General features: G+C 70.1%; 25 protein-coding genes and 3 pseudogenes. 10 read left to right on the forward strand and 18 right to left on the reverse strand.

Features of this window, described 5'->3' with window-relative positions:
* Positions 1 to 155 precede the first annotated feature (155 nt).
* The 7 genes from ACFC1X_RS23795 to rsmI all read right to left on the reverse strand — a co-directional run bounded on the left by ACFC1X_RS23795 (position 156) and on the right by rsmI (position 7,607).
* The gene (locus ACFC1X_RS23795) at positions 156 to 1,970 is read right to left on the reverse strand and encodes an ABC-F family ATP-binding cassette domain-containing protein (protein ID WP_376356706.1); all 1,815 of its coding nucleotides are present in this window, start codon (positions 1,968 to 1,970) and stop codon (positions 156 to 158) included.
* A gap of 56 nt (positions 1,971 to 2,026) precedes the next feature.
* The gene (locus ACFC1X_RS23800) at positions 2,027 to 2,929 is read right to left on the reverse strand and encodes a 4-(cytidine 5'-diphospho)-2-C-methyl-D-erythritol kinase (protein ID WP_376356708.1); all 903 of its coding nucleotides are present in this window, start codon (positions 2,927 to 2,929) and stop codon (positions 2,027 to 2,029) included.
* Between the two features lie 7 nt (positions 2,930 to 2,936).
* A complete protein-coding gene (gene rsmA, locus ACFC1X_RS23805) occupies positions 2,937 to 3,797 on the reverse strand; it encodes a 16S rRNA (adenine(1518)-N(6)/adenine(1519)-N(6))-dimethyltransferase RsmA (RefSeq protein WP_376356710.1) in 861 nt (286 codons plus the stop codon).
* A gap of 71 nt (positions 3,798 to 3,868) precedes the next feature.
* Complete coding sequence (locus ACFC1X_RS23810; RefSeq protein ID WP_376356712.1) at positions 3,869 to 5,134, reverse strand: ubiquitin-like domain-containing protein; 1,266 nt, start codon at positions 5,132 to 5,134, stop codon at positions 3,869 to 3,871.
* 104 nt (positions 5,135 to 5,238) lie between these two features.
* Entirely contained in the window at positions 5,239 to 6,129 is an 891-nt protein-coding gene (locus tag ACFC1X_RS23815; RefSeq protein ID WP_376356714.1) for a TatD family hydrolase, read from the reverse strand.
* A gap of 41 nt (positions 6,130 to 6,170) precedes the next feature.
* On the reverse strand, positions 6,171 to 6,608 hold the full coding sequence (locus ACFC1X_RS23820; RefSeq protein ID WP_376356716.1) for a hypothetical protein: 438 nt from the start codon (positions 6,606 to 6,608) through the stop codon (positions 6,171 to 6,173).
* 150 nt (positions 6,609 to 6,758) lie between these two features.
* Positions 6,759 to 7,607, reverse strand: a complete 849-nt coding sequence (gene rsmI / locus ACFC1X_RS23825) for a 16S rRNA (cytidine(1402)-2'-O)-methyltransferase (protein ID WP_376356718.1) — start codon at positions 7,605 to 7,607, stop codon at positions 6,759 to 6,761.
* Between the two features lie 104 nt (positions 7,608 to 7,711).
* Between rsmI and ACFC1X_RS23830 the strand changes: the two genes are divergently transcribed.
* The 3 genes from ACFC1X_RS23830 to ACFC1X_RS23840 all read left to right on the forward strand — a co-directional run bounded on the left by ACFC1X_RS23830 (position 7,712) and on the right by ACFC1X_RS23840 (position 13,399).
* Positions 7,712 to 9,457, forward strand: coding sequence for a dolichyl-phosphate-mannose--protein mannosyltransferase (locus ACFC1X_RS23830; protein ID WP_376356720.1), 1,746 nt, complete (start codon positions 7,712 to 7,714; stop codon positions 9,455 to 9,457).
* 530 nt (positions 9,458 to 9,987) lie between these two features.
* On the forward strand, positions 9,988 to 11,619 hold the full coding sequence (locus ACFC1X_RS23835) for a penicillin-binding transpeptidase domain-containing protein (protein WP_376356722.1): 1,632 nt from the start codon (positions 9,988 to 9,990) through the stop codon (positions 11,617 to 11,619).
* A gap of 109 nt (positions 11,620 to 11,728) precedes the next feature.
* Complete coding sequence (locus ACFC1X_RS23840) at positions 11,729 to 13,399, forward strand: penicillin-binding transpeptidase domain-containing protein (RefSeq protein ID WP_376356724.1); 1,671 nt, start codon at positions 11,729 to 11,731, stop codon at positions 13,397 to 13,399.
* 34 nt (positions 13,400 to 13,433) lie between these two features.
* Here the strand turns inward: ACFC1X_RS23840 and ACFC1X_RS23845 are convergent, their stop codons facing one another.
* Positions 13,434 to 13,811 carry an SsgA family sporulation/cell division regulator gene (locus ACFC1X_RS23845; protein WP_376356726.1) on the reverse strand — a complete coding sequence of 126 codons (378 nt, stop codon included), beginning with the start codon at positions 13,809 to 13,811 and terminating at the stop codon, positions 13,434 to 13,436.
* 164 nt (positions 13,812 to 13,975) lie between these two features.
* Between ACFC1X_RS23845 and ACFC1X_RS23850 the strand changes: the two genes are divergently transcribed.
* The 4 genes from ACFC1X_RS23850 (at position 13,976) to ACFC1X_RS23865 (ending at position 18,045) form a co-directional block, all read left to right on the forward strand.
* Positions 13,976 to 15,031, forward strand: coding sequence for an energy-coupling factor ABC transporter permease (locus ACFC1X_RS23850; protein WP_376356728.1), 1,056 nt, complete (start codon positions 13,976 to 13,978; stop codon positions 15,029 to 15,031).
* Position 15,032: 1 nt separating this feature from the next.
* The gene (gene cbiQ / locus ACFC1X_RS23855; RefSeq protein WP_376356730.1) at positions 15,033 to 15,794 is read left to right on the forward strand and encodes a cobalt ECF transporter T component CbiQ; all 762 of its coding nucleotides are present in this window, start codon (positions 15,033 to 15,035) and stop codon (positions 15,792 to 15,794) included.
* 206 nt (positions 15,795 to 16,000) lie between these two features.
* Entirely contained in the window at positions 16,001 to 16,750 is a 750-nt protein-coding gene (locus ACFC1X_RS23860; RefSeq protein ID WP_376356732.1) for an energy-coupling factor ABC transporter ATP-binding protein, read from the forward strand.
* Positions 16,751 to 16,821: 71 nt separating this feature from the next.
* Positions 16,822 to 18,045 (forward strand): serine hydrolase domain-containing protein, encoded by a 1,224-nt coding sequence (locus tag ACFC1X_RS23865; RefSeq protein WP_376356734.1) that lies wholly within the window; start codon positions 16,822 to 16,824, stop codon positions 18,043 to 18,045.
* Here the strand turns inward: ACFC1X_RS23865 and ACFC1X_RS23870 are convergent.
* Both ACFC1X_RS23870 and ACFC1X_RS23875 read right to left on the reverse strand, forming a co-directional pair.
* Complete coding sequence (locus tag ACFC1X_RS23870) at positions 18,025 to 18,300, reverse strand: DUF1876 domain-containing protein (RefSeq protein ID WP_376356736.1); 276 nt, start codon at positions 18,298 to 18,300, stop codon at positions 18,025 to 18,027. The two genes, ACFC1X_RS23865 and ACFC1X_RS23870, sit on opposite strands and share 21 nt — an antisense overlap.
* A gap of 90 nt (positions 18,301 to 18,390) precedes the next feature.
* Positions 18,391 to 18,513, reverse strand: a pseudogene (locus ACFC1X_RS23875) (EamA family transporter); the annotation flags it as partial.
* 220 nt (positions 18,514 to 18,733) lie between these two features.
* Here ACFC1X_RS23875 and ACFC1X_RS23880 point away from each other — a divergent pair.
* The 3 genes and pseudogenes from ACFC1X_RS23880 to ACFC1X_RS23890 form a co-directional block, all read left to right on the forward strand.
* A pseudogene (locus ACFC1X_RS23880) lies at positions 18,734 to 19,117 on the forward strand (hypothetical protein); the annotation flags it as partial.
* A gap of 257 nt (positions 19,118 to 19,374) precedes the next feature.
* Positions 19,375 to 19,512, forward strand: a complete 138-nt coding sequence (locus ACFC1X_RS23885) for a hypothetical protein (RefSeq protein ID WP_376356874.1) — start codon at positions 19,375 to 19,377, stop codon at positions 19,510 to 19,512.
* Positions 19,494 to 19,928 carry a hypothetical protein gene (locus ACFC1X_RS23890; RefSeq protein ID WP_376356738.1) on the forward strand — a complete coding sequence of 145 codons (435 nt, stop codon included), beginning with the start codon at positions 19,494 to 19,496 and terminating at the stop codon, positions 19,926 to 19,928. The genes ACFC1X_RS23885 and ACFC1X_RS23890 overlap by 19 nt, the downstream gene beginning before the upstream one ends.
* Before the next feature lie 280 nt (positions 19,929 to 20,208).
* Here the strand turns inward: ACFC1X_RS23890 and ACFC1X_RS23895 are convergent, their stop codons facing one another.
* From ACFC1X_RS23895 to ACFC1X_RS23930, 8 genes and pseudogenes are all read right to left on the reverse strand, one after another.
* Positions 20,209 to 20,607, reverse strand: a complete 399-nt coding sequence (locus ACFC1X_RS23895) for a hypothetical protein (RefSeq protein ID WP_376356740.1) — start codon at positions 20,605 to 20,607, stop codon at positions 20,209 to 20,211.
* 25 nt (positions 20,608 to 20,632) lie between these two features.
* A complete protein-coding gene (locus ACFC1X_RS23900; RefSeq protein WP_376356742.1) occupies positions 20,633 to 21,088 on the reverse strand; it encodes a cytidine deaminase in 456 nt (151 codons plus the stop codon).
* A complete protein-coding gene (locus ACFC1X_RS23905) occupies positions 21,061 to 22,470 on the reverse strand; it encodes a hypothetical protein (RefSeq protein WP_376356743.1) in 1,410 nt (469 codons plus the stop codon). The genes ACFC1X_RS23900 and ACFC1X_RS23905 overlap by 28 nt, the downstream gene beginning before the upstream one ends.
* 51 nt (positions 22,471 to 22,521) lie before the next feature.
* Entirely contained in the window at positions 22,522 to 23,211 is a 690-nt protein-coding gene (locus ACFC1X_RS23910) for a hypothetical protein (RefSeq protein WP_376356745.1), read from the reverse strand.
* A gap of 73 nt (positions 23,212 to 23,284) precedes the next feature.
* The gene (locus ACFC1X_RS23915; RefSeq protein ID WP_376356747.1) at positions 23,285 to 23,539 is read right to left on the reverse strand and encodes a replication initiator; all 255 of its coding nucleotides are present in this window, start codon (positions 23,537 to 23,539) and stop codon (positions 23,285 to 23,287) included.
* Positions 23,488 to 23,985: a replication initiator gene (locus ACFC1X_RS23920; protein WP_376356876.1), complete on the reverse strand. Its 498-nt coding sequence runs from the start codon at positions 23,983 to 23,985 to the stop codon at positions 23,488 to 23,490. The genes ACFC1X_RS23915 and ACFC1X_RS23920 overlap by 52 nt, the downstream gene beginning before the upstream one ends.
* A gap of 3 nt (positions 23,986 to 23,988) precedes the next feature.
* Positions 23,989 to 24,429: pseudogene (locus ACFC1X_RS23925) on the reverse strand (transposase family protein); the annotation flags it as partial.
* A gap of 7 nt (positions 24,430 to 24,436) precedes the next feature.
* Positions 24,437 to 24,763 (reverse strand): hypothetical protein, encoded by a 327-nt coding sequence (locus ACFC1X_RS23930; RefSeq protein ID WP_376356749.1) that lies wholly within the window; start codon positions 24,761 to 24,763, stop codon positions 24,437 to 24,439.
* Between the last annotated feature and the right edge of the window lie 100 nt (positions 24,764 to 24,863).

Consider the following 24,863-nt stretch of genomic DNA (forward strand, 5'->3'; position numbering starts at 1 on the left):
GGACGGCCTTTCTATCACCCGCGGCCGACAGCCCACCGGGCCGCGTCCGCCCCTGTTCCCAAGGGAGAACCGGCCCGTGATGCCACTGTTACGCGCCTTCACGCCCTCTTCACGCCACCCGCGCCCCCTGCGCGCAGGGCTCCGGGGGCCAAGGGCTAGGCGTCCTCGGCCAGTTCCAGCCAGCGCGTCTCCAGGTCCTCGCGCTGCCCGGCCAGTCCGCGCAGCTCGGCGTCCAGTTCGGCCACCTTCGCGAAGTCCGTGGCGTTCTCGGCGATCTGCGCGTGCAGCTTGGTCTCCTTCTCGGAGACCTTGTCGAGCTGCCGCTCGATCTTCTGGAGCTCCTTCTTGGCGGCGCGTGCGTCGGCGGCGCTCTTCTCGGGCACGTCGGCGGCCGGCTTCCGCACCGGGGCGGGAACGGCCGCCGCGGCCGCCTCCTCCATGCGCCGGCGCCGCTCCAGGTACTCGTCGATGCCGCGCGGCAGCATCCGGAGCGCGCCGTCGCCGAGCAGGGCGAAGACCCGGTCGGTGGTCCGCTCGACGAAGAACCGGTCGTGGGAGATGACGATCATCGACCCGGGCCAGCCGTCGAGGACGTCCTCCAGCTGGGTCAGGGTCTCGATGTCGAGGTCGTTGGTGGGCTCGTCGAGGAAGAGGACGTTGGGCTCGTCCATGAGGAGCCGGAGCAGCTGGAGCCGCCGCCGCTCACCGCCGGAGAGGTCGCCGACCGGCGTCCACTGCTTCTCCTTGCCGAAGCCGAACGTCTCGCACAGCTGTCCGGCGGTCATCTCGCGGCCCTTGCCGAGGTCGACGCGCTCGCGGACGCGCTGCACGGCCTCCAGCACCCGCCAGGTGGGGTCGAGCTCGGCGACCTCCTGGGAGAGGTAGGCCAGCTTGACCGTCCGGCCGACGCGGACCCGTCCGCTCACCGGCTGCTCCTCGCCGTCGCTGCGGGCGGCGTCCCTGAGGGCGCGCAGCAGGGAGGTCTTGCCGGCGCCGTTGACGCCGACCAGGCCGATGCGGTCGCCGGGGCCGAGCTGCCAGGTGACGTGCTTGAGCAGCACCTTGGGACCGGCCTGGACGGTCACGTCCTCCAGGTCGAACACGGTCTTGCCGAGCCGGGACGAGGCGAACTTCATCAGCTCGCTGCTGTCCCGGGGCGGCGGCACGTCGGCGATCAGCTCGTTCGCGGCCTCGACGCGGAAGCGCGGCTTGGAGGTACGGGCGGGGGCGCCGCGCCGGAGCCAGGCCAGCTCCTTGCGGACCAGGTTCTGCCGCTTGGTCTCCTCGGTGGCGGCGATGCGCTCGCGCTCGGCGCGGGCGAAGACGTAGTCGGAGTAGCCGCCCTCGTACTCGAAGACGTCGCCGCGCTGCACGTCCCACATGCGGGTGCAGACCTGGTCGAGGAACCACCGGTCGTGCGTCACGCAGACGAGCGCGGACCGGCGCTCGCGCAGGTGCCGGGCGAGCCAGGCGATGCCCTCGACGTCGAGGTGGTTGGTGGGCTCGTCGAGGACGACGAGGTCCTGCTCCTCGATGAGCAGCTTGGCGAGCGCGATCCGGCGCCGCTCGCCACCGGAGAGCGGCCCGATGACGGTGTCGAGCCCCTGCGGGAAGCCCGGCATGTCCAGCCCGCCGAACAGCCCGGTCAGCACGTCCCTGATCTTGGCGTTGCCGGCCCACTCGTGGTCGGCCAGGTCGCCGATGACCTCGTGCCGGACGGTGGCCTCGGGGTCCAGGGAGTCGTGCTGGGTGAGCACGCCGAGCCGCAGCCCGCCGGAGTGGGTGACGCGGCCGGTGTCGGGCTCCTCCAGCCTGGCCAGCATCCGGATCATGGTCGTCTTGCCGTCGCCGTTGCGGCCGACGACGCCGATGCGGTCCCCTTCGGAGACGCCGAGGGACACGCCGTCGAGGAGTGCACGGGTGCCGTACACCTTGCTGACGTTCTCGACATTGACCAGATTGACGGCCATTTCTCTCCTGCCTGGGGGACGATCGACCCTCCAGGGTAGTCCCGGCCGCCGGGTGCCTACGATCCGAGCACCGTCGCCCCCGCCGCCGGCCCCGACGCCGTACGCACGTCACGGCAGGTGCCCGACGCCCGCAGTACCCCGGCGATGTCGGACGCGGAGCCCGCGTCCGGGGCGAGGAAGGCCGTGGTGGGGCCCGAGCCCGAGACGAGGGCCGTCAGGGCGCCCGCCGCGCGGCCCGCCGCGAGGGTGTCGCCCAGTTCCGGGTGGAGGGAGAGCGCGGCGGGCTGGAGGTCGTTCGAGACGGCCACCGCGAGCGCGGTGGGGTCGCCCTTGGTGAGGGCGTCCAGGACCGCCTGGTCGGCGACCGGCTCCGGGATGTCCAGGCCCTCCGTCAGCCGGTCGAACTCGCGGAAGACGGCCGGCGTCGACAGTCCCCGCCCGGCCAGCGCGAACACCCAGTGGAACGCGCCGCCGACCTCCAGCTCGGTCAGCTTCTCGCCCCGCCCGGTGCCCAGCGCCGCCCCGCCGACCAGGCTGAACGGCACGTCGCTGCCCAGCTCGGCGCAGATGGAGAGCAGTTCGTCGCGGGAGGCGCCGGTGCCCCACAGGGCGTCGCAGGCGAGCAGCGCGCCCGCGCCGTCCGCGCTGCCGCCGGCCATGCCGCCGGCGACGGGGATGTCCTTGGCGATGTGCAGGTGCACGTCGGGTTCGCGGTCGTACCGCTCGGCGAGGGCCAGCGCGGCGCGGGCGGCCAGGTTGGTGCGGTCCAGGGGCACCTCGGCGGCGTCGGGGCCCTCACAGGTGACGCGGAGCCCGCCGGCATCCGGGACCGCGGTGACATCGTCGTACAGAGAGACGGCGAGGAAGACGTTGGCGAGGTCGTGGAAGCCGTCGGGGCGGGCGGCGCCGACCGCGAGCTGGACGTTGACCTTGGCGGGGACGCGGACCGTCACGCTCACTTGCTCGTCACTCCTTGTGTTCGGCGATACGCGCGAACTCTTCCACGGTCAGCGCCTCTCCGCGCGCCTGCGGCGACACGCCCGCGGCGACGAGCGCGGCCTCGGCGGCCGCGGCGGACCCCGCCCATCCGGCGAGGGCGGCCCGCAGCGTCTTGCGGCGCTGGGCGAACGCGGCGTCGACGACGGCGAAGACCTCGCGTTTGGAGGCGGTGGTCTTCAGCGGCTCGGTCCGCCGGACGAGTGACACCAGCCCGCTGTCCACGTTCGGCGCGGGCCAGAAGACGCTGCGGCCGATGGCGCCGGCCCGGCGGACCTCGGCGTACCAGTTGGCCTTCACGGACGGCACTCCGTACACCTTGTTGCCGGGCCCGGCGGCGAGGCGGTCGGCGACCTCGGCCTGGACCATGACGAGGGTGCGCTCGATGGTCGGGAAGGTGTCGAGCATGTGGAGGAGGACGGGCACGGCCACGTTGTACGGCAGGTTGGCGACCAGCGCGGTCGGGGCGGGGCCCGGCAGCTCGGTCACCTGCATGGCGTCGGAGTGGACGAGCGCGAACCGGTCGGCGCGCTCCGGCATGCGGGCGGTGACGGTGGCGGGCAGGGCGCCGGCGAGTACGTCGTCGATCTCGACGGCGGTGACCCGGTCGGCGGCCTCCAGCAGGGCCAGGGTGAGCGAGCCGAGACCCGGTCCCACCTCGACCACCACGTCGTCGGGGCGGACCTCGGCGGTGCGGACGATACGGCGGACGGTGTTGGCGTCGATGACGAAGTTCTGGCCGCGCTGCTTGGTGGGGCGCACGCCGAGGGCGGCCGCGAGTTCGCGGACGTCGGCGGGGCCCAGAAGGGCGTCGGGGGTGGGGCTGCTCACCCCGCAAGGGTATCCGGGGGCGACGGCGGCTCCGCCGGGGTCGTGCGGCGGGGCCGGGGGGGGCGGGCCCGTCAGCCCCGCAGCCGGGCCCCGCAGTGCGGCCAGGAACCGGCGCCGGCGCGGACGTACAGCTGCTTCGCCCGGTACGTCTGCTCCGCGGCGGTCGCGTCCTGCGGGCGGCCCTCGCCGCCGACGCTCTGCCAGGTGTGGGTGTCGAACTGGTAGAGGCCCCCGTAGGTGCCCGAGGGGTCGACGGCGTCCGGGCGGCCGCCCGACTCGCAGGCGGCAAGGCCCCGCCAGTTGAGGTGGTCGGCGCCCCGCACGGACGTGGGGCGGGGGCGGGTGCCGACCAGGATGATCTGCGCGCGGGGTTCGCGCACCAGCTCGGTGCGGAGCCGGCGGGGCTTCTGCCGGACGCCGTTGACGGTGCGCAGGGCGTAGGTGGTGCGGCGCAGTCCGGGCTGTCCGGCCTGCTGGACGACCTCCGTGCCCCGGTACAGCGAGGAGTCCTCCGCCCGTCGTACGTCGAAGGGGACCGGGTCCTCGCGGACCTCCTGGGAGCCGGTGATCCGCAGCACGGTGACGGTCTGGCCGTCGCGGGGGAAGCCGGTCGCGGGGACGGAGGTGGTGTCCTCGCCGCGCAGGGTGACCCCGGCCGCCTCGACCGCCTCCCGCACGGTCGCGGCGTTGGTGCGGACGGTGCGGGCCCGGCCGTCCGCCATGACGGTCACCACCCGCTCGGTCCGCACCGTCAGGGCGAGGCCCTCGCGGCCGATGCGCCGGGAGCCCTCGGCGGACAGGTAGGCGCCCTCCGCCCGCACGCCGAGCTGCCGCAGCGCCCCGTCCACCGTCTCCGCGGTCGTCCACACCTGGCGCCGGTGGCCGTCGAGGGTGAGCAGGACGGGCCGCCCGTAGCGGACGGCGACGTCCTCGCCGCTGGTCAGCGGGGTGCCGGGGGCCGGCACGATCACGTCGTGGGCGCCCACCTCGACGCCCTCCTGCGCGAGCAGTTCGGTCACGTCGTCGGCGAAGGTGTGCAGCGTGCGCGGCGTCCCGTCGACGGTCAGCTCGACCGCCTTGTCCTTGGCGACGAAGGCGGTGGTGCCGCCCGCGAGGAAGGCCACGACCAGCGCGCGGGGCAGCAGCCGGCGCAGGGAGCCGTCCACGCGTCCGGCCTCCCGCGCCCGGCGCCGCCGCTCGGCACGCCCGTCGCCCGGCGTGCGGGCCGACGGGAGGACGGCGCCGTACGGCAGGGTCGGCGCGCTGTGCACGTCGTACGGGGCGAGGTACTCGTGTCCCTCGGAGACCTCGGTGGTCTCGAACTGCGTTCTGCTCACGCCGACACGCTCCAGGGGTCCGGATCGGGCCCCCAGAACCTAGCGGAGCGTTCGTCACTCTCCAAAGCGACGCGACTACGCAGCGTGGCGCAACCTGCCGCTGATCAGTAGCCGAAGGCGCGGGCCGTGTTCGCGGCCAGGGCGGTCGCCAGGGTGTCCTCGTCGACGCCCCGCACACCGGCCATCGCCCGCACCGTGACCGGCACCAGGTAGGGGGCGTTCGGGCGGCCCCGGTAGGGCATCGGGGTCAGGAACGGCGCGTCGGTCTCCACCAGGACCAGCTCCAGGGGGGCGACCGCGAGGGCGTCGCGCAGGTTCTGGGCGTTCTTGAAGGTGACGTTGCCGGCGAAGGACATGTAGTACCCGGCGCGGGCGCAGATCCCGGCCATCTCGGCGTCGCCGGAGTAGCAGTGGAAGACGGTGCGCTCGGGGGCGCCCTCCTCCTTGAGGACGCGCAGGACGTCGGCGTGGGCGTCGCGGTCGTGGATGACCAGGGCCTTGCCGTGCCGCTTGGCGATCTCGATGTGGGCGCGGAAGGACCGCTCCTGCGCCTCCTTGCCCTCGGGCCCGGTGCGGAAGTAGTCCAGGCCGGTCTCACCGACGCCCTTGACCTGCGGCAGCGCGGCCAGCCGGTCGATCTCCGCGAGGGCGTCGTCGAGCGCCGCGTCCCCTCCCGGCTGCCGCGCCCCCTGCCTCGACCAGCCGTCGGGGTCTCCATGGACGATGCGCGGCGCCTCGTTGGGGTGCAGCGCGACGGTGGCGTGCACGGCGTCGTGCGCCGCCGCGGTCTCGGCCGCCCAGCGGGAGCCGGCCAGGTCGCAGCCGACCTGCACGACCGTCGTGACACCGGCCGACGCGGCCTTGGCGAGCGCCTCCGCCACGGTGGCGGACTGCATGTCGAGGTGGGTGTGCGAGTCGGCGACCGGCACCCGGAGGGGCTCGGGGAGCGGGGGCGCGTCGTTCTTGTCGGAGCGTCCCGAGGCGTTCGAAGGCATGCCCCGATCCTACGAAAGCCGCCGCCCGTTCCCCGAGGGCGTCAGCTCGCCCGGCGGTGGAGGTGGAGGGCGTGCAGCAGGTCGCCCAGGTGCCAGTGGCGGCGTTCGGCGGAGAGCCCCGCCGCTCCGGGTCCGGGCGCCTCGGGCACCGGCGGCACCTCCAGGGGACCCGCGGCCGGCACCCGGTGCAGGCCGTGGTCGGTGCCGCGGACCGAGGCCACTCGCCCGGGCCGCATGATCCGCACGACGTGGTTGTCGCAGTTGGCGCAGGTCGGCCGGGTCAGCGGGGAGGGCACGACGCGGCCGTCCGCGACGTAGCGCACGTACTCGTTGCCGTCGGCGTCCTTGTGGTGCTCGATCTCGAAGGACTGCTCCCAGCCGTGCCCGCAGCGCATGCAGGCGAAGGAGTACGACTCGTGGACGACGGCCGTGGCCCCGGAGGGTATTCCGGTCCGTGCCGCGCTCTCACTCATGCTCATCCCGGCTCCTTCGGTTCGTTCGCCGTTCCTTCCTCCAGTGGACTCCTCCACCCGCCGGAAAGCACCAGGCAGTGCCGAGTGTTTGAGCTGATTTGGGCTGTCCTTGGCGGAAGGGCCCGCAAGGTCAGGAACGGGTCAAGCGCGGCCGGATCACGCCCCCGCGTTCTTCGCCGCCACCACCGCGTCGAACACCTCCCGCTTGGGCACGCCCACCTGGACGGCGACCGCGGCGATCGCCTCCTTGCGCCGCTCCCCCGCCTCCTCGCGCACCCGCACCCGCCGCACCAGTTCCCCGGCGTCCAGCTCCTCGGGCCCGCGGTCCGGGGCGCCCTCGACGACGACGGTGATCTCGCCGCGCACGCCCTCGGCGGCCCACGCGGCCAGCTCGCCGAGCCCGCCGCGCTTGACCTCCTCGTAGGTCTTGGTCAGCTCCCGGCAGACGGCGGCCCTGCGGTCGGTGCCGAAGGCCTCGGCCATGGCGGCGAGGGTGTCGTCGAGGCGGTGCGGCGCCTCGAAGTAGACGAGGGTCCGGCGCTCCTCGGCGACCTCGCGCAGCCGGGTCAGCCGCTCGCCCGCCTTGCGGGGCAGGAAGCCCTCGAAGCAGAACCGGTCGACCGGCAGCCCGGACAGCGCGAGCGCGGTCAGCACGGCGGACGGGCCGGGTACGGCGGTGACCCGGACGTCCCGCTCGACGGCGGCGGCGACCAGCCGGTAGCCGGGGTCGGACACCGACGGCATCCCGGCGTCGGTCACCAGCAGCACGCGCGCGCCGCCCGCCAGCTCCTCGACCAGCTCGGGTGTGCGGGCGGACTCGTTGCCCTCGAAGTACGACACGACGCGCCCGCGCGGGGTGACGCCGAGCGCCTGGGTGAGCCGGCGCAGCCGCCGGGTGTCCTCGGCGGCGACCACGTCGGCGCCGGCCAGTTCCTCGGCGAGCCGCGGCGGGGCGTCCCGGACGTCGCCGATGGGGGTGCCCGCCAGTACAAGGGTTCCAGTCACGCCCCCATCCTCCCAGGGGCGGACGGGCTTCCTTCCGCGGGACGCATCGGGCGGGTGGGGGCCATGCGCGGGACGCGCACAGCACGGTTCCCTACGATGGCGCGGTGACCAGTACCGCGTCCTCCACGGACACCCGGCAGGACCAGGCACCGCACGACGAGCGGCCCGCCTGGCAGCAGCGGCTGCGCCGCTTCGGCTACCCGGCGGGGCCCGCGGCCGGCGACGTCGGCGACCGGCTGGTGCCGCCGTACACCAGCCCCGGTCCGCGCCTGTGGGCCTTCCTCGGCCTGTCGAAGCCGCTCACCGGCCGGATCCTGCGCTGGTCGGCGTGGGGCGGGCCGCTGCTGGTGGCGCTCTTCGCGGGCGTGCTGCGGTTCTGGAACCTGGGCGGCCCGAAGGCGGTGATATTCGACGAGACGTACTACGCCAAGGACGCGTGGGCGCTGATCCACCGCGGCTTCGAGGTCAACTGGGACAAGAACGCCAACGACCTGATCCTGAACTCGGGCGGCGACGTCCCGATCCCGGCGGACGCGGCGTACGTCGTGCATCCGCCGGTCGGCAAGTACATCATCGGCCTGGGCGAGGTGCTGTTCGGCTTCGACCCGTTCGGCTGGCGTTTCATGACGGCCCTGCTCGGCACGTTGTCGGTGCTGCTGCTGTGCCGGATCGGACGGCGGCTGTTCCGCTCGACCTTCCTCGGCTGCCTGGCAGGCGCGCTGATGGCGGTGGACGGGCTGCACTTCGTGATGAGCCGCACCGCGCTGCTGGACAGCGTGCTGATGTTCTTCGTGCTGGCGGCCTTCGGCTGCCTGGTCGTCGACCGCGACCGGGCCCGCGGGAAACTCGCCGCCGCGCTGCCGGTGGACGAGGACGGCCTGGTCCGGCCGGACGCGGGCATCGCCGAGACGTTCCGCTTCGGGTGGCGGCCGTGGCGGCTGGCGGCGGGGCTGATGCTGGGTCTGGCCGCGGCCACCAAGTGGAACGGCCTGTACATCATGGCCGCCTTCTGTGTGATGGCGGTGCTGTGGGACGTCGGCACCCGCCGGGTCGCGGGCGCCGAACGGCCCCATCTGGCGGTGCTGAGGCGCGACCTGGGCTGGGCGTTCCTGTCCACGGTGCCGGTGGCGCTCGCGACGTACGTGCTGTCCTGGCTGGGCTGGATCCTCTCCCCCACCGACGGCTCCGGCGGCTACTACCGCGACTGGGCGGCGAACGACGGCGCGAACAGCTCCTGGTCCTGGCTGCTGCCCGACTGGTGGCGCAGCCTGTGGCACTACGAGACCCAGGTGCTGGAGTTCCACACCAACCTGACCTCGCCGCACACCTACCAGTCGAACCCCTGGAGCTGGCTGGTCCTCGGCCGCCCGGTCTCCTACTTCTACGAGTCGCCGTCCCCCGGCTCGGACGGCTGCCCGGCCGACGCGGGCGAGAAGTGCGCCCGCGAGGTCCTGGCGCTCGGCACGCCGCTGCTGTGGTGGGTGGGGTGCTTCGCGCTGCTGTACGTCCTGTGGCGCTGGGCCTTCCGCCGCGACTGGCGCGCTGGCGCCATCGCCTGCGGCATCGCCGCCGGCTATCTGCCCTGGTTCCTGTACCAGGAGCGCACGATCTTCCTCTTCTACGCCGTCGTCTTCCTGCCCTTCCTGTGCCTGGCGGTGGCGATGCTGCTGGGGGCGATCATCGGCCGCCCGGGCTGCGGCGACGCCCGCCGCGTCGCGGGCGCGACCGGGGCGGGCGTACTGGTGCTGCTGATCGCGTGGAACTTCATCTACTTCTGGCCCCTCTACACCGGCACCGCGATCCCGATGGACGACTGGCGGTCGCGGATGTGGCTGGACACCTGGGTTTAGCCGGGCGGTCGGCAGGGCGGTCAGGGTGAGGGGTTCCGCCCCTGATCCCGACCGCCCTGCGGGTGGGTGTCGCTCGTACGTCAGTTGCAGAAGTTGAGGATGGGGAGGAGGCCGTTACCGCACTGGAACTCGTCCCCGTCCCCGCCGCCTCCGTAGGCTGGGGCGGCAGTCGTGGCGACGTGTGTGGCGGGCGTCGCGGCCACGGCGGACGTGGCAGTCGCCACCCCCGCCACGCAAGCGATGCCCACGGCGGCACTCACCACGAGTGCTCGGGCTCGGAGGGAAACTGCCTTCTTGGGGTGAGGTGTTGTGTTCATGGACTCACCATGCACACCCTCGCGATCAGTTGCTCACCGAGGGCATCCGAGCGGGTGAGCCACCGTTAGGGGCCTCATCTCCATTCGGCCACCATCCGGAAACATCCGTACCGCCGGTCACGCCCTGCACATAGAGTGCGACCCACAAGTGCTTCTGAACGCGTTCAAGTCGGCGCGCGGAAGGCCGACGGGGAGACGGGGAGGGGACTGCCGATGGGCAGGGGGGTGAAGGTCGCCGTCATAGGCGGCGTGTTCGCGGTGATGGTGGGCGGGGCCGGGTACGGCGCGTACAACGTTGTCTCGGCGCTGGACGGGGACGGGGGGTCCGGCGCCGCCGGGGCGTCGGTCAAGAGCGGGCCGCCGAGCGGGGACGAGGTCGAGGAGACGGCCGGGAAGTTCTTCACGGCGTGGGAGAAGGGCGACGCGGCGACGGCGGCGTCGCACACGAACAACGCCTCGGTCGCCACGACGCTGCTGGCGGCCTACGGTGAGGAGGCGCACATCTCCGGCGTCGAGATCACGCCCTCCGCCGCGGCCGGCGCGTCCGTGCCGTTCACCGTGAAGGCGAAGGTGTCGTACGAGGGCACGACCAAGCCGCTGACGTACAAGAGCACCCTGAAGGTCGTGCGCGGTGAGACCAGCGGGCGGGCGCTGGTGGACTGGCAGCCGTCCGTCGTCCACCCCTCGCTGAAGGACGGGGACACGCTGGTCACGGAGGAGTCGGCGACCCCGCAGATCGAGGCCGTCGGGCGGGACGGCGAGGTGCTGACGAAGGAGAAGTACCCGTCGCTCGGACCGGTCCTCGCCACGCTCCGGGAGCGGTACGGCGCCGACGCGGGCGGCACCCCGGGTGTCGAGCTGGTGGTCCGGCACACCGCCCAGGAGGCCCCCGACTCCCCGTTGCTGACGCTCAGCAAGGGCGAGCCGGGCAAGCTCCGCACGACGCTCAGCGCGGGCGTGCAGGCGGCGGCCGAGAAGGCCGTCAAGCGGTACGGCGAGTCGTCCGTGGTCGCGGTCAAGCCCAGCACGGGCGAGGTGCTGGCCGTGGCCAACAACCGCGCGGACGGCTTCAACGCGGCCTTCCAGGGACGCGTCGCCCCCGGCTCCACCATGAAGATCATCACCGCCGCGATGCTCATCGACAACGGCGTGACCTCGATGAACGAACCCGCCCCCTGCCCCAACACGGCGACCTGGCAGAGCCAGACCTTCAAGAACCTGACCGGCATGAAGCCGAACGAGGGCGCCACGCTCGCCAACACCTTCATGCGGTCCTGCAACACGGGCTTCATCAAGCTCGTCGACGAGGACCCGCTCTCGGACTCCTCGCTGACCCAGGAGGCCCAGGAGCGCTTCGGGCTGGGCGGGGACAACTGGCAGACCGGCATCGTCTCCTTCGACGGCAAGGTCCCCGCGTCCGGCGGCCCGGACCGCGCGGCCAACGCGATCGGCCAGGGCGAGGTCCAGATGAACCCGCTGAACATGGCCTCGGTGACGGCGACCGCCATCACCGGCGAGTTCCGCCAGCCCTACCTCGTCTCCCGCGACCTGGACGACCGCGAGTTCGCCACCGCCAAGGGCCTGCCGCAGAACACCGCCGCCCAGCTCAAGCAGATGATGCGGCTCACCGCCACCCAGGGCACCGGCCAAGAGCCCATGGCCGGCCTCGGCGGCGACATCGGCGCGAAGACCGGGTCGGCCGAGGTCGACGGGCAGACCACGTCCAACAGCTGGTTCACCGGCTTCCGCGACGACGTCGCGGCGGCGGCGATGACCGAGGAGGGCGGCCACGGCGGCGACGCGGCCGGCCCGATTGTCGCGGACGTGCTACGAGCGGGGGGCTGAGACCGATCGGCCGTGCTGAATGCCCCTACTGTGGTCGGGTCGTTGGAAGCATGAGGCAACGAGGGCACCGAGCGGCCCGGGATCCGGGCGCCGAAGAGAACGGAACGCAGTGAGCAGCAGAAGGGGCGCCGGCGAACGGCGCAGGACGACACCCGCCGTGATCGGTGGGGTGGCCGCGGTGGTCGTGGCCGGTGCCGGATTCGGCGCCTACGCGATGTTCGGCGGGGAGTCCGGCGCCGAGGACGACGCCAGGACGAAGTCCGCGGCGGCCGATGAGGTGAAGTCGGGCCCCCTGACGGCGGCCGAGGTCACCTCGACGGCACAGGGCTTCCTGACCGCGTGGCAGAAGGGCGACACGGCCGGCGCCGCCGCCGCGACCGACGACGCGGAGGCCGCGAAGGCCCTGCTCACCGGCTACGCCAAGGACGCCCGGATCAAGGACGTCACCCTCACCGCGGGCACCCCGGCCGGGGAGAAGGTCCCGTTCTCCGTGAAGGCCACGGTCGCCCACGGGAAGACCACCGCGCCCCTGGCGTACGACAGCGCGCTGACCGTCGTGCGCCGGGCCGGCGACGGCGAACCCCGCGTCGACTGGCACGCCGCCGTCGTCCACCCGGAGCTGAAGGACGGCGACAAGCTGGTCACCGGCGAGGCCGGGGACCCGCCGGTGAAGGCACTGGACCGGGACGGCGCCGAGATCACCGCCGCGAAGTACCCCTCGCTCGGCAGCGTCCTGGACGGCCTGCGCGAGAAGTACGGCGACAAGGCCGGCGGCACCCCCGGCATCGAACTGCGCGTGGTCCGCGGCAAGGAGTCGAAGGCGGCGAAGGCCGCCGACAAGACCCTCCTTGAGCTGAGCAAGGGCACCCCGGGCACCCTGAAGACCACTTTGGACCCCGCCCTCCAGGCCGCCGCCGAGAAGCAGGTGGACGGCAAGGAGCGCGCGTCGGTGGTCGCCCTGCGCGCCTCCACCGGCGAGGTCCTCGCGGTCGCCAACGGCGGCCACGGCTTCAACACCGCCTTCCAGGGCTCCCTCGCCCCCGGCTCCACGATGAAGGTCGTCACGGCCTCGATGCTCATCGAGAAGAACCTGGCGTCGATGGACAAGAAGCACCCGTGCCCGAAGTACTTCACCTACGGCGGCTGGAAGTTCCAGAACGACGACAAGTTCGAGATCAAGGACGGCACGTTCAAGGCGAGCTTCGCCCGCTCCTGCAACACCGCCTTCATCAGCCAGGCCCCGAAGCTGAAGGACGACGACCTGACCCGCCAGGCGAAGGAGGTGTTCGGCCTGTCGATGAACAACTGGTCCGTCGGCGTGTCCACCTTCGACGGCTCCGTCCCGGTGCAGAGCGACGCCCAGATGGGCGCCTCCCTGATCGGCCAGGGCGGGGTGCGGATGAACCCGCTGAACATGGCGTCGGTCTCGGCGACCGTGAAGTCGGGCAGCTTCCACCAGCCCTACCTGGTCGCCCCCTCGGTCGACGGACGGGCACTCGCCACCGCCTCCCGCACCATGTCGGCGGGCACGCTGGCGCAGTTGCGCGAGCTGATGTCCTACACGGCGGCGTACGGCACCGCCGCGGAGGCGATGGCCGGGGTGAGCGGTGACGTCGGCGCGAAGACCGGCTCGGCGGAGGTCGACGGCCAGAAGCAGCCCAACGGCTGGTTCACCGCGTACCGGGGCGACGTGGCCGCGGCGGGCGTCGTCCAGCAGGGCGGCCACGGCGGCGAGACCGCGGGTCCGCTGGTGGCGGCACTGCTGAAGGCGAGCGGCTGACCGGCCGGCGCGGTCCGGACCCGCGGCCGGTGGCTCAGTGGGCCACCGGCTGCGCCGCGGCGGTGTAGGTACGGCGCAGGAAGCGGATGAGCGGCTTGGTCTCGAACTGGACCACCGAGCAGCCCTGCGGGGAGTGGAACTCGACGACGGCCTGCACCCGGCCGCACGGCCACACCCGCACCTCGCCGGTCCCGGTGGGCGCGCGCAGGCCCTGTTCCAGCAGGTCGCGGGGGAAGGTCCACACCCGGGAGCCGGGGGCGAGCCCCCGCGCGGGCAGCGCGACACTCACGGATCGCGGGTCGTGGTCGGGGTCGTATCGCAGGACGACGGGTATCGCTCCGCCGTCGTCCTGGCCGGGGAGGTCCGCGTCCGTCAGGATGTGGGCTCGTGCGTACTGCTCGACTACGGACATCGGATGCCCCTTACGCTCTGCCACCTGTGCGAAAGCTGTGCGTCCACCCCCACTCCAATGTCCCATATTTCCCCGTTCACGCCCTCCGGGCCGAATATCACATGTGAGATCAGCCTTTACCTCGCTCTTGCGAATCACTCGCAACTGGTCCCTATCATCGAACCGTGCATGTACCTGACGGATTCATCAACGCCCCGACCTCCGCCGTCACCGGCGTCGTCGCCGCCGGCGCCATCGCGGTCAGCCTGCGCGGCGCGCGCCGTGAGCTGGACGAGCGGACGGCGCCCCTGGCCGGGCTGGTCGCGGCGTTCATCTTCGCGGTGCAGATGCTGAACTTCCCCGTCGCCGCGGGGACCAGCGGACATCTGCTGGGCGGCGCCCTCGCCGCGATCCTCGTGGGCCCCTACACGGGCGTCCTGTGTGTCTCCGTCGTCCTGCTCATGCAGGGCATCCTCTTCGCCGACGGCGGGCTGACCGCGCTCGGCGTGAACATCACGGACATGGCGATCGTCACCACGGTCGTCGCCTACGCCCTCTTCCGGGGCCTGGTGAAGGTCCTGCCGCGCACCCGCCGCTCGGTCACCGTCGCCTCCTTCGTCGCCGCCCTGGTCTCCGTACCGGCCGCCGCCCTCGCCTTCACCTTCCTGTACTGGATCGGCGGCACCACCGACATCGCCATCGGCAAGGTCGCCACCGCGATGGTCGGCGTGCACGTGCTGATCGGCATCGGCGAGGCCGCGATCACCGCGCTGACCGTCGGCGCCGTCATCGCCGTACGCCCGGACCTGGTGTACGGGGCGCGCGGCCTGACCCGGCCGCTGAAACTGCGCGTGAACGGCGAACTCGTCGACGCCCCCGGCGCGGAGCCGGCCCCCGCCCCCGCCGCCGCCCGCTCGCACCGCAAGCTGTGGATCACCGGCCTGGTCACCTCCCTCGTCCTCGCCGGCTTCGTCAGCTTCTACGCCTCCGCCAACCCCGACGGCCTGGAGAAGGTCGCCGCCGACAAGGGCATCGACGAGAAGACCGAGGAGCACGCGAACGCCGACTCCCCGCTCGCCGACTACGGCGTCGAGGACATCGCGAACGCCCGCGTCTCCGGCGGCCTCGCGGGCGTGATCGGCGTCGGTGTCACGGTCGTCGCGGGCAGCGCGGTGTTCTGGGCGGTGCGCAGGCGGCGCAGCGACGACGCCTCGCCGACGAACACGGACACCACCGTCTGACATGGGCGCCGGCCACGCCCATCGGCTCTACCGGCCCGGGGACTCCCCCGTGCACGGCCTGCCCCCGCACACCAAACTCGCCGCCACGTTCGCCTTCGTGATCGTCGTCGTGTCGACGCCCCGCGAGGCGATGTGGGCCTTCGGCCTCTACGCGCTGCTGCTCGCCGCGGTGGCGTACGCGGCCCGCGTCCCGGCGGGCCTCCTGCTCAGACGGCTGCTGATCGAGGTGCCGTTCGTCGCGTTCGCGGTGCTGATGCCGTTCGTGGCGGAGGGCGAGCGGGTCGAGGTGCTCGGCATGTCGCTGAGCGTCAGCGGCCTGTGGGGCGCCTGGAACGTGCTGGCCAAGGGCACCCTGGGCGTCGCCGCCTCCGTACTGCTCGCCTCCACCACCGAGCTGCGCTCCCTGCTGCTCGGCCTCCAGCGGCTGCGGCTCCCCCCGCTGCTGGTGCAGATCGCGACCTTCATGATCCGGTACGGGGACGTGATCGCGGACGAGATGCGGCGGATGCGGATCGCCCGGGAGTCGCGCGGCTTCGAGGCGAGCGGCGTCCGGCACTGGGGCGTGCTCGCCAAGTCGGCCGGCGCGCTCTTCATCCGCTCCTACGAACGCGGCGAGCGCGTCCACCTGGCCATGGTCAGCCGCGGCTACGCCGGTTCCATGCCGGTCATCGACGAGGTGACCGCGTCCCGGGCGCAGTGGTCGTACGCTTCCCTGCTCCCGGGCGCGGCTCTCGTCGTGTGTTTGCTGGGATGGACCCTTTGAATCCTCCCCCTTGGGTCGCAAGGGGGATTCCTGGCTCGCGCTGCTCGATTGCCCAGCGGACGACCGAGACTGACACGCTCAACACCAGCCGGGTTGAGACCAGCCCGGTTGACAGCAATGACACAGAGGTGGTGCAAGCTTGGCTCTCGCATGCACCGGCCTGTTGACAACGATACTCATCCGCAAGCTGGGAGGTGGGCGTTTTGATGACACCCTCGCTGGAAGTTTCCGGCCTCGCCTACGCCTACCCCGACGGGCACCAGGCCCTGTTCGGCGTCGACTTCTCCGTCGCCCGTGGTGAGCGGGTCGCGCTGCTCGGGCCGAACGGTGCGGGCAAGACGACCCTGGTCCTGCACCTCAACGGCATCCTGACCGGCGGTGCCGGCACGGTCACCGTCGCCGGGCTGCCGGTGGACAAGCGGAACATGGCGCGGATCAGGCGCCGGGTCGGTATCGTCTTCCAGGACCCCGACGACCAGCTCTTCATGCCGACCGTGCGCGAGGACGTGGCGTTCGGACCGGCGGCGGCCGGGGTGAAGGGGCCGGAGCTGGAGGCGTGCGTGGACCGGGCGCTGGCGCTGGTCGGCATGGCGGAGTTCAAGGACCGGCCCCCGCACCACCTGTCCTTCGGGCAGCGGCGCCGGGTGGCGGTGGCGACCGTGCTCGCCATGGAGCCGGAGATCCTGGTCCTGGACGAGCCCTCCTCCAACCTCGACCCGGCCTCCCGCCGCGAACTCGCCGACATCCTGCGCTCCCTGGACGTCACGGTCCTGATGGTCACCCACGACCTCCCCTACGCGCTGGAGCTGTGCCCCCGCGCCCTGATCCTCAGCGACGGCGTGATCGCGGCGGACGGCCCGACCGCGGGCCTGCTCTCCGACGAGGCGCTGATGCGCGCCCACCGCCTGGAACTGCCCTTCGGCTTCGACCCGCGGTCGGTGTCGACGGGCGGGTGAGGAATCACCGGCGGCCGGTGGCGGTTGCACCCACTGGCGCGGGCGAGCGGAAGGGACGTACAGAGGTGGGCGTGGACGTGCACGGCACAGTGGCCGAGGGCTTCGAGCCGGTGAGGGACACGTTCGCGGGCAACTTCGCGGCGCTCGGCGACCGGGGCGCGGCGGTCGCCGTCTACCGGGACGGGCGCAAGGTCGTCGACCTGTGGGGTGGCACCAGGAACGTCGACGACACGGCCGGCACCGAACCGTGGCGCCGGGGCACCGCCCAGGTCGTGCGCTCGGCGACCAAGGGCGTCGCCGCCGCCGTACCGCTGCTGCTGCACCAGCGCGGGGAGCTGGACCTGGACGCGCCGGTGGGTGAGTACTGGCCGGAGTTCAAGGCGCACGGCAAGGAGCGGGTGCTGGTCCGGCACGTGCTGAACCACCGGGCCGGGCTGCCGGTCCTGGACCGCCCGCTCACCGCCGAGGAAGCCCTCGACCCGCTGCGCGGCCCCCGGGCCGTCGCCGCCCAGGCGCCCGTCTGGGAGCCGGGCACCGACCACGGCTACCACGCGCTGACCTACGGCTGGCTGCTGGACGAGCTGGTCCGGCGGGTGACGGGCGGGCGGGGCGCCGGGGAGTGGATCGCGGACGAGATCGCCCGGCCGCTGGAGCTGGACCTGTGGGTGGGGCTGCCGGGCGCGGAGGAGGCGGCGGGCCGGACCGGGCGGGTCGGGCGGCTGGAGAACCCCGGCCCGGGGCCGTCCGGGACCGGCCCGCGGCTGCGTCCCAAGCGCGCCGTCACCGAGGCCTACGCGGACCCCGGCTCCCTCACCCGCCGCGCCTTCGCCGCGATCACGCCGTTCCCGGACCAGAACGACCCGGCCTACCGCGCGGCCGCCCTCCCGGCGACCAACGGCATCGCGACCGCCGACGGGCTGGCCCGCTTCTACGCCGCGCTGATCGGCGACGTGGACGGGGTGACCCGGCGCGTGCGGCTGTTCGACCCGGCGACCATGGAGCGGGCCCGGGCCGAGGAGTCCGCCGGGCCGGACCGGGTGCTGGTCGTGGGCACCCGCTTCGGCCTCGGCTACATGCTGCACGGCAGCGCCTCGCCGTTCCTGTCCCCCGGCTCCTTCGGCCACCCGGGCCGCGGCGGCGCCCTCGGCTTCGCCGACCCGGAGGCCGGCGTCGCCTTCGGCTACGTCACCAACGGCTTCCGCAAGACGGTGACGGCGGACCCGCGGGCGCAGGCGCTGGTGCGGGCGGTACGGGAGTCGCTGCGGCGGACCGGCTCAGACGTGGATGGGGTGTGACGTCCGCCCGGACGCAGCGTCGATCTCGTCGTGCGCCTTGGTGAGCAGCTGCATCGCCAGCTCGTTCAATGCGCGTGCCCCCGCGACCTCCTCGCCGACCCGTGGCTGCTGGGAGTCGATCCGGTGCCGGCTGGCGTGGCCGTGCCCGCGGACCTCGGTGCCGTCGGGGAGCCGCACCATCGCGACCGCCCGCGTGTGCTGGTCGTCCTCCATGAACTCCATCTCGACGTGCCATCCCACTGCGGTGTGCATCATGAGGATCACCTCCGGAAGACCTGCTTCCAGGGTGCTCCTACCGGCCGCCGCGCGCACCATGCCGACCGCGCCGGGCTCCTCCTGCGGGACTCACCCCGTGTGCAGCATCAGCCCGATCCCGACGACCAGGAGCCCCGCGGCCGCGATCCGGGGCGCCCCGAACCGCTCCTTGAAGAAGAGGGCCCCGATCGCGGCGCCGACCAGGATCGATGTCATCCCCGGCTCACACAGTGATTGACATGACCCGACCCAAGTTAGGAAGGGCCGCCGTCACACCGGGCGAGCCCGCAGCGATCTACTGCCGCATCTCCCACACCAGGGACGAGGACCAGACCGGCGTCGACCGGCAGGAACGCATCTGCCGGGACATCGCCGAACGCCTCCAGCTCCGCGTCGAGCCCACACACGTCTACGTCGACAACAACCGCTCGGCATGGCAGCGCGACCGGAAGCGCCCCGGTTGGGAAGCAATGCAGGGCGATGGAGGCCGGGGAGATCCGGCACGTCATCGTCTACCACCCCGACCGCCTCATGCGGCAGCCCAAGGATCTCGAAGAGCTACTGTCCATCGCCGACGACAAGCGCGGTCCTGCTCCACGGCGAGGCGAACCGCCGCGATCTCTCCCGCCGCCTCAAGGACGCCCTGCAGGACCATGCCCGCGAAGGCCGGCCACACGTGGGCACCCGACCGTACGGCTACACCCGCGACGGCCGCGCGATCGTCGGGGAAGAGGCAGAGATCGTCCGTGAGGTCTACCGGCGCTACCTGGACGGAGAATCGCCGCTCGGCATAGCTCAGGATCTCGTAGCACGGGGCATCCCCACGTCGAAGGGCAAAGAGTGGAACCCCGAGAACGTGCGGCATCTGTTGTCGTCCCATTCGCGGCCGGGCTGCGATTCCACCTGGGCGAGGAAGTGGCCGTCGGGACGTGGCCCGCGATCATTGACCGCGGGCAGTGGGACGAGGTGCAGCGGCTCAGGGAATATCGGGCCCAGCAGCACCAGGACACAAAGAAGCGCCCGGTTCGAAACTACCTTCTGCGCGGAGTCGCCACGTGCACGTGCGGCGCCCGCATGGGCGGCACGAACAGCGGCCGATATGCCTACTACCGGTGCACCCGCTCCGACAAACCGACCAGCAGAAGTGCAACCGCTCCATCTCGGCCGGGCCGCTCGAAGACTTCGTTCGGGATGTGGCAATCAGCGTCCTGACCAAGCTGGACACCTCCGGCTACGAGCCCGCCACGACCACGCGCCCCGAGGCAGACGTCATCGCTGACGAGAAGGACCGGGAGAAGCTGCGGGAGCTGAAGGAGCTGTGGCTCAACGACGACGACTTCACGACCGCCGACTTCCAGTCGATGCGCGCGCCGATCGTCAAGCGGATGAAGGAACGGCAGCGCAATACTGTGAAGCGCCCTGTGGCCGTCCTGGAGGGCATCGCCGGCCCGGACGCTGAAGCCAGCTGGGAGGGCCTGGAGAAGGCAGAAAACTACGCACGGATGAACGCGATCTACCGCTTCTTGTTCGCGTTCTTGTTCGCGGCAGTGTTCGTTCATCCCCCGACCAGGAAGGGCAGAGTGTTCGACACGGACCGGGTGGACATCAAGCCGAGCCCCCTGGACTGATACTCCAGCAGGACTTTGATGCTTGACCTGGGCAAACGTCTAACCATCGCTCCGCGGACGTAGTCCGGTTCCGCCGCATGCTGACAGCCGCGGGACCGCCCTGCTGAACCATCGTTCGCGTCGTAGACGACCGTCCATACAGATAGGGAAGCACCTGAGCGGCACCTGCTAGTGCTATTGGACCGCTCGTTGGGTCATCGTTCGGCCGGGGTACCTCATTCTTGCTGGGCGAGGCATTTTCTGCTGCAACCTGGATCGTCCTCGTCGTGAGAGCGCGACGCTAGTCCACCGCACGGGAGGCGGATCCGTAGTGGTTGGTCTGGGTGTTGCGGTCTCCCACCTGGACTCCGTGGGCACCGTAGAGGTGTACCGCGTACCGCCCCCGCGATGCGCCGGCGGGATCAGCCGCGTTGAGAACTGCTGCCGCTGCCGCCAGCAGGGCTTCGTCGCGCTGGATATCGGCCTGCTGGAGATACGCCTCAAGTGCCGGCCGCCAGGTGTCGGGATCCGCTGTGTACTCCTCGACCGCGGCCTGGGCTGACCCCCTGCCTGTGAGCCGACGCTTCAACGACTCGCGAAAACCGGTGTACGCGTCCATCACGGCGCTGCTCGCAACTTCGCCACTGCCCTTGCTCACGCCAGCCAGGAGCGCTCCCAGTATCAGCGATATGGGGTCCATTGGTCACGCCTTCCATTGATTCGGTTTACGAGGCCGTTTGCCTCGGCTTTGCATGCTCAGGGAAGTGCGGTAGAAGATCCACGGCCCTATAGGCACCAATCAGCCCATCTAGCTCCGATTGGGTGAAAATGGCACAGTCCTTGCCGCCCAGTTCAAATATCCAGTCGAGGCAGCTGCCGCATGGTGCCCAGCCTTTGGGGGAGACGACAAACAGTGCTACAACCTTCTCGCCACCCCCAGCGACCATGGAACCCAGAGCATTTGTCTCCGCGTGGATGTCGTGACTGCGAAACCGATGCTCCACGTTGCACCCGGTGTAGATCCGACCGCTCTCGTCCATCACGGCACACCCGACTGAAGTAGTGCCGTAAATCAATGCGTGGCGCCGGGAGCGCCATGCATTACTGGCCAATTTATCCTGAATGGCAGCTGTCGGCACGTTTTCCCTTCCGACTAGTTTCGATTGGCAAGATCGACCCATTCTGCTAGGGCAGGCTCCGAAGCCAAGAGGCCGCCTATCGCTGGCACAATTTCAGCCCGCGGCCATCCCTGAGATTCCGTGCGGTTCACCGCGGCGACTACTCTCCCGGCCAGCTCACGTAGATTTGGCTCGGTCAAGCTCACGTCGCAGCGCGCCAGTGTCGTGATGGATTCACGCACTACCCACGGGTGTGGGTCTGTCAGCATGGCGAATACCTGTGTACATTCACCATCGCTTATTCGACCCTTTGGTAGACCAAAGTCGAATTTAGAAGCGACGGCCCAACGGAGCCCTTCATCGAATGAATCGAGTAAATTCAGGACAAGCTCTTCCCGTGTCTTATAGTGGGCGCCGCCGAGCAGGTAAGCAGTGATGTCCTCAATCGTTGAATACCTCCCCTTTGCGCTGCCGATCATCGACGTTTGATCGAGGTCAACTATTGAGGAAGACTTCTGTTTCTGTAGATCCAAGTCAAGATTCAGCAGTTCGAGATTCGTTCTCACCAAACTTGGGTCAGATGTCTGCAGACTGGCCGGTTCAATGCGTTTTATCGTCGAGCCATCGCTCTTCATCGCACTCATAAGACTTGGCTGCAGAAATTCGGAAACATCAAGATGACCTATGGGGTCCATCCAAGAGAGAAAGAGACTCATAAACTGCGTGTCGTCGTCACGCAGGGTCTGCAACAATCGCTTGATATTGTCAGCGTCCGTCAGGTTTCCTTGGGAAAGTCCCAGCAAGCAGGAGCTGACCAGCCTTCTCTTTATCCATGGGTCTTCCCGGTCAAGCGCCGCATCAATGAGTGGTCGCAGCCCGGTATGGGTCATGGACAGGGCGGGGCGCCGACAGTGCTGCCAGAGCACCTGCGGGTGCGGGTATTCATAGATCCCTTTCGCACTGTTGTGCGCCACTTGTGCTGTTGAATCGTTTGCGGTTGAGGCAATAGCCAGCATGACGCTGAAGTTCGCTGATGCGCGGGCGTACTCAGCGAGGTCACTATATAGTCGATCTATTAGCCCACCGCCGTCACCAGCAGAAGAGAGCGTATAACCCAGAGCATGGCTGAATGCCCGTCTCATCTGCCAGTCACCAAGCTTCGCAACGGTCGGCGCCAACCGAAGACACATGAGGAGGTCTTCTATTGGGCTGAACGGACGGAAGGTTCTCCTGTTCATTTCTTCTGTGACCGCATTAAGAACCCCGGCGTTCTTGGACTCGGATGCAAGACGCGCTACCAATGAAAATTGATCCAGCTCTCCGGATTCGGTGCCGTCCATGATCGAGTTGGTCGGCTGCCCGGTCGATGCATTGTAGTAGTGGTTGTGCTGAGTGTTATGGTTGCCGAGTTGCACGAACGTGGGGCGGTTCAATCCATCGTGCATCGAGGACCTAAGGTAGATGGGGCGGGTCAATTTCAGCGACTCTGTTGCGCATTACAGTGCTTCGAGGATCCAGCCGATAAGCTGACGTACGGAATCCGTAGAGACTCGCGCGTTTTGGACGTCTTCCCTGATGCTCAGCCCAGCGCGCGTGTAGACGGACGCTGGCGTGCGCCTCGGCACGCCTGTCAGCACCAAAGTGACTGTATGCGTATCGATGTCAAAATTCCGGGCTCGGTGCAGCACAGTGTTGTCTACTTCGTAAACCGTCCCCGCAAGATGCGAAAGGTGGTCCAGGGTTTCCAGCCGGACCTGTTCATGGAACACGAGGGCACCGGGTGGCAGCGTTGCCCGCCCCCGCACGTAGCGGTAATGATCCATCAGCGGTCCATGACGTGAGACGCCAAACCGCTCTTCGCCCAGACCGCCAAGCAGGACGCGTGACATGAATGGCCACACGTGGTCGTGAATGTTTTCGATCTGCTCTTCTTCATTCTTCCTTCGGCAGGGCTCCCAAACGTGCAGACGCAAGGCGATTTCCGGGCTGCGTTCAAGCACCAATTTAGTGAACCCATTGGCGTGGACAGAACTCCGGTTCGCTACCGAATCCAGTGCCGCATCCTTATTAAGGATTGCTTGCAGATACTCAATAAATTCGTGGCGCCGAAGATCTGCCAGTGCCTGGAACGTGTGGCGTGGGTGGATAGACCCATCGGCTGAGCGGACACGCGAGATGATCTCCAAGTAACCCTCGCATTGATGGCGCGTCGGGCAGGTGGCCATGAGAATACTCGCCGACCTTGCCGTGTGGTAGCCCTCACGAATTTGATACTAGTGTGACCACTGTGGGAATAATTAATCTCTGTGGCTGATGGGAACGAAGGCGTTGAATGAGATCGCCATCGGCGATGCGTGATGGGGGCTCGTCCGTGATCGTGTCAGGCATGTCGCGGTGGCCAATGTGGTGTGCGCGTTCGGCGCGAAGTGGCGCATACGTCGTCGAGTAAGCGCGCGACTTGTTCAGGATGTGACCCCGGTACCCGAGCGTGTGGGCCCAGGTGCGCAGGTGCATGGGCACGTACGCGGGCAGCCCGCCGAGGCGTCAGCAACTCCGCATGATGGCGCGGACATGTCGGCCCAGGTGGTGAGCCTGTGGTCGGTGCCGGCACCTGTCTCGGCCACCCCTTTGGTGACGTACTTGGCAACGTACGCGGCTACGGCGTCATCTTCGGGCCCGTCGCCGTCGGCTCGCAGCTGCCGGACATCGATCTGGGCGCCCCAGCGCAACACCAGCTCACCCACGGCAGGGCTGTGGGGTGTGCGGACCAGGACCCGGCCAGCCGAAACCCGCACGGCATGGGTGAGCCGGTCGGCAGTTCCCCAGGCCGGTGGGTCATCAGCCACTCCGTCCGGGCCGTCGAGCCGGACGACGGCGTGCAGGTGGACGGCCGCCCGCCTCTGATACTCGGTGACGCGGGCGAAGGACAGCCGCGCGTGCTGGGCGAGGCGGGACTGCACGATGCCAGCCGCGGTGGCGAGGCGACGCCGGACGTCGATGACGACCTGGTGGTTGGTCGAGTACCGGTAGTTCTTCGACTGCTCGGCGATGCTGTGGTCGCGGGTGGGGACCAGGGTGCCGTCCACGATCAGCACGGTGTCCTTGCGGAACCGCTTGCGTTGCTGGAGAGCGAGCGCGGGTCCGAGGTGGTCGATGATGCGGTCGGCCGCGGACTTGGGCACCCCGAAGAGCGGCGCCAGCTGGCGCAGGGTCAGGTTCGTCCGCCAGTACGCGGCGACCAGCAGCACGCGGTCCTCCAGCGGCAGACTCCACGGCCGGCCCTTGAGCACCGGATCTGCGCCCTCGCGCCTGAGCGCGTTGATCAGCCTGCCGAACTGACGCGGGATCAGCCCGCTGAACGGGGCTATCCAGGAGAGCTCCGACGCCGTGATCACACCAGTCACTGCTTGATCATTCCACTGCTGCAGACCCTCCCTGCTCGAACGCGATGCGGCAGCGTTCAACCTGCTCGGCCACGTGCTCCATGAACCAGTGCGTGATCTCGTAGGGGATGACGTGCTCGTCGTGGCTGTGGATGTGGACGGTCGGCTCCAGGTCCGGTATCACCGCCACCGGGAAGGCCACTCCAGGCAAATGTGCTTCCGCGTGGGGGATCTCAGCCCTCGTGGCCGGCGCCGGGACGGCCTCGCTCAGCTCCACACACCATGCGTCGTCCGGCAAGGCGTAGTGGAACTGGACGGCATAGTGACGGCCTGCATGAACGCGCAGCTCTGGCATGTTCGAAGGCTGTCACAGCCCCGCGTCGGAGTCTCGTGAGTATCCCGCTCGACACCCGGCGCGGGCTCCAGCCAGCCTTTGCGGGACAGCCTTTAGTCGC

Origin of the sequence: Streptomyces sp. NPDC056128 (genome assembly GCF_042263835.1) — a bacterium.
Taxonomy (GTDB): Bacteria; Actinomycetota; Actinomycetes; order Streptomycetales; family Streptomycetaceae; genus Streptomyces.

Coding starts and splice junctions, on each gene's coding strand:
- ACFC1X_RS23795 (WP_376356706.1), bottom strand. CDS start 1,970: ATGGCCGTCAATCTGGTCAATGTCGAGAACGTCAGCAAGGTGTACGGC.
- ACFC1X_RS23815 (WP_376356714.1), bottom strand. CDS start 6,129: ATGCCTTCGAACGCCTCGGGACGCTCCGACAAGAACGACGCGCCCCCG.
- ACFC1X_RS23820 (WP_376356716.1), bottom strand. CDS start 6,608: ATGAGCATGAGTGAGAGCGCGGCACGGACCGGAATACCCTCCGGGGCC.
- ACFC1X_RS23835 (WP_376356722.1), top strand. CDS start 9,988: ATGGGCAGGGGGGTGAAGGTCGCCGTCATAGGCGGCGTGTTCGCGGTG.
- ACFC1X_RS23845 (WP_376356726.1), bottom strand. CDS start 13,811: ATGTCCGTAGTCGAGCAGTACGCACGAGCCCACATCCTGACGGACGCG.
- cbiQ (WP_376356730.1), top strand. CDS start 15,033: ATGGGCGCCGGCCACGCCCATCGGCTCTACCGGCCCGGGGACTCCCCC.
- ACFC1X_RS23860 (WP_376356732.1), top strand. CDS start 16,001: ATGACACCCTCGCTGGAAGTTTCCGGCCTCGCCTACGCCTACCCCGAC.
- ACFC1X_RS23870 (WP_376356736.1), bottom strand. CDS start 18,300: ATGATGCACACCGCAGTGGGATGGCACGTCGAGATGGAGTTCATGGAG.
- ACFC1X_RS23885 (WP_376356874.1), top strand. CDS start 19,375: ATGGGCGGCACGAACAGCGGCCGATATGCCTACTACCGGTGCACCCGC.
- ACFC1X_RS23895 (WP_376356740.1), bottom strand. CDS start 20,607: ATGGACCCCATATCGCTGATACTGGGAGCGCTCCTGGCTGGCGTGAGC.
- ACFC1X_RS23900 (WP_376356742.1), bottom strand. CDS start 21,088: ATGGGTCGATCTTGCCAATCGAAACTAGTCGGAAGGGAAAACGTGCCG.
- ACFC1X_RS23905 (WP_376356743.1), bottom strand. CDS start 22,470: ATGCACGATGGATTGAACCGCCCCACGTTCGTGCAACTCGGCAACCAT.
- ACFC1X_RS23915 (WP_376356747.1), bottom strand. CDS start 23,539: ATGCACCTGCGCACCTGGGCCCACACGCTCGGGTACCGGGGTCACATC.
- ACFC1X_RS23930 (WP_376356749.1), bottom strand. CDS start 24,763: ATGCCAGAGCTGCGCGTTCATGCAGGCCGTCACTATGCCGTCCAGTTC.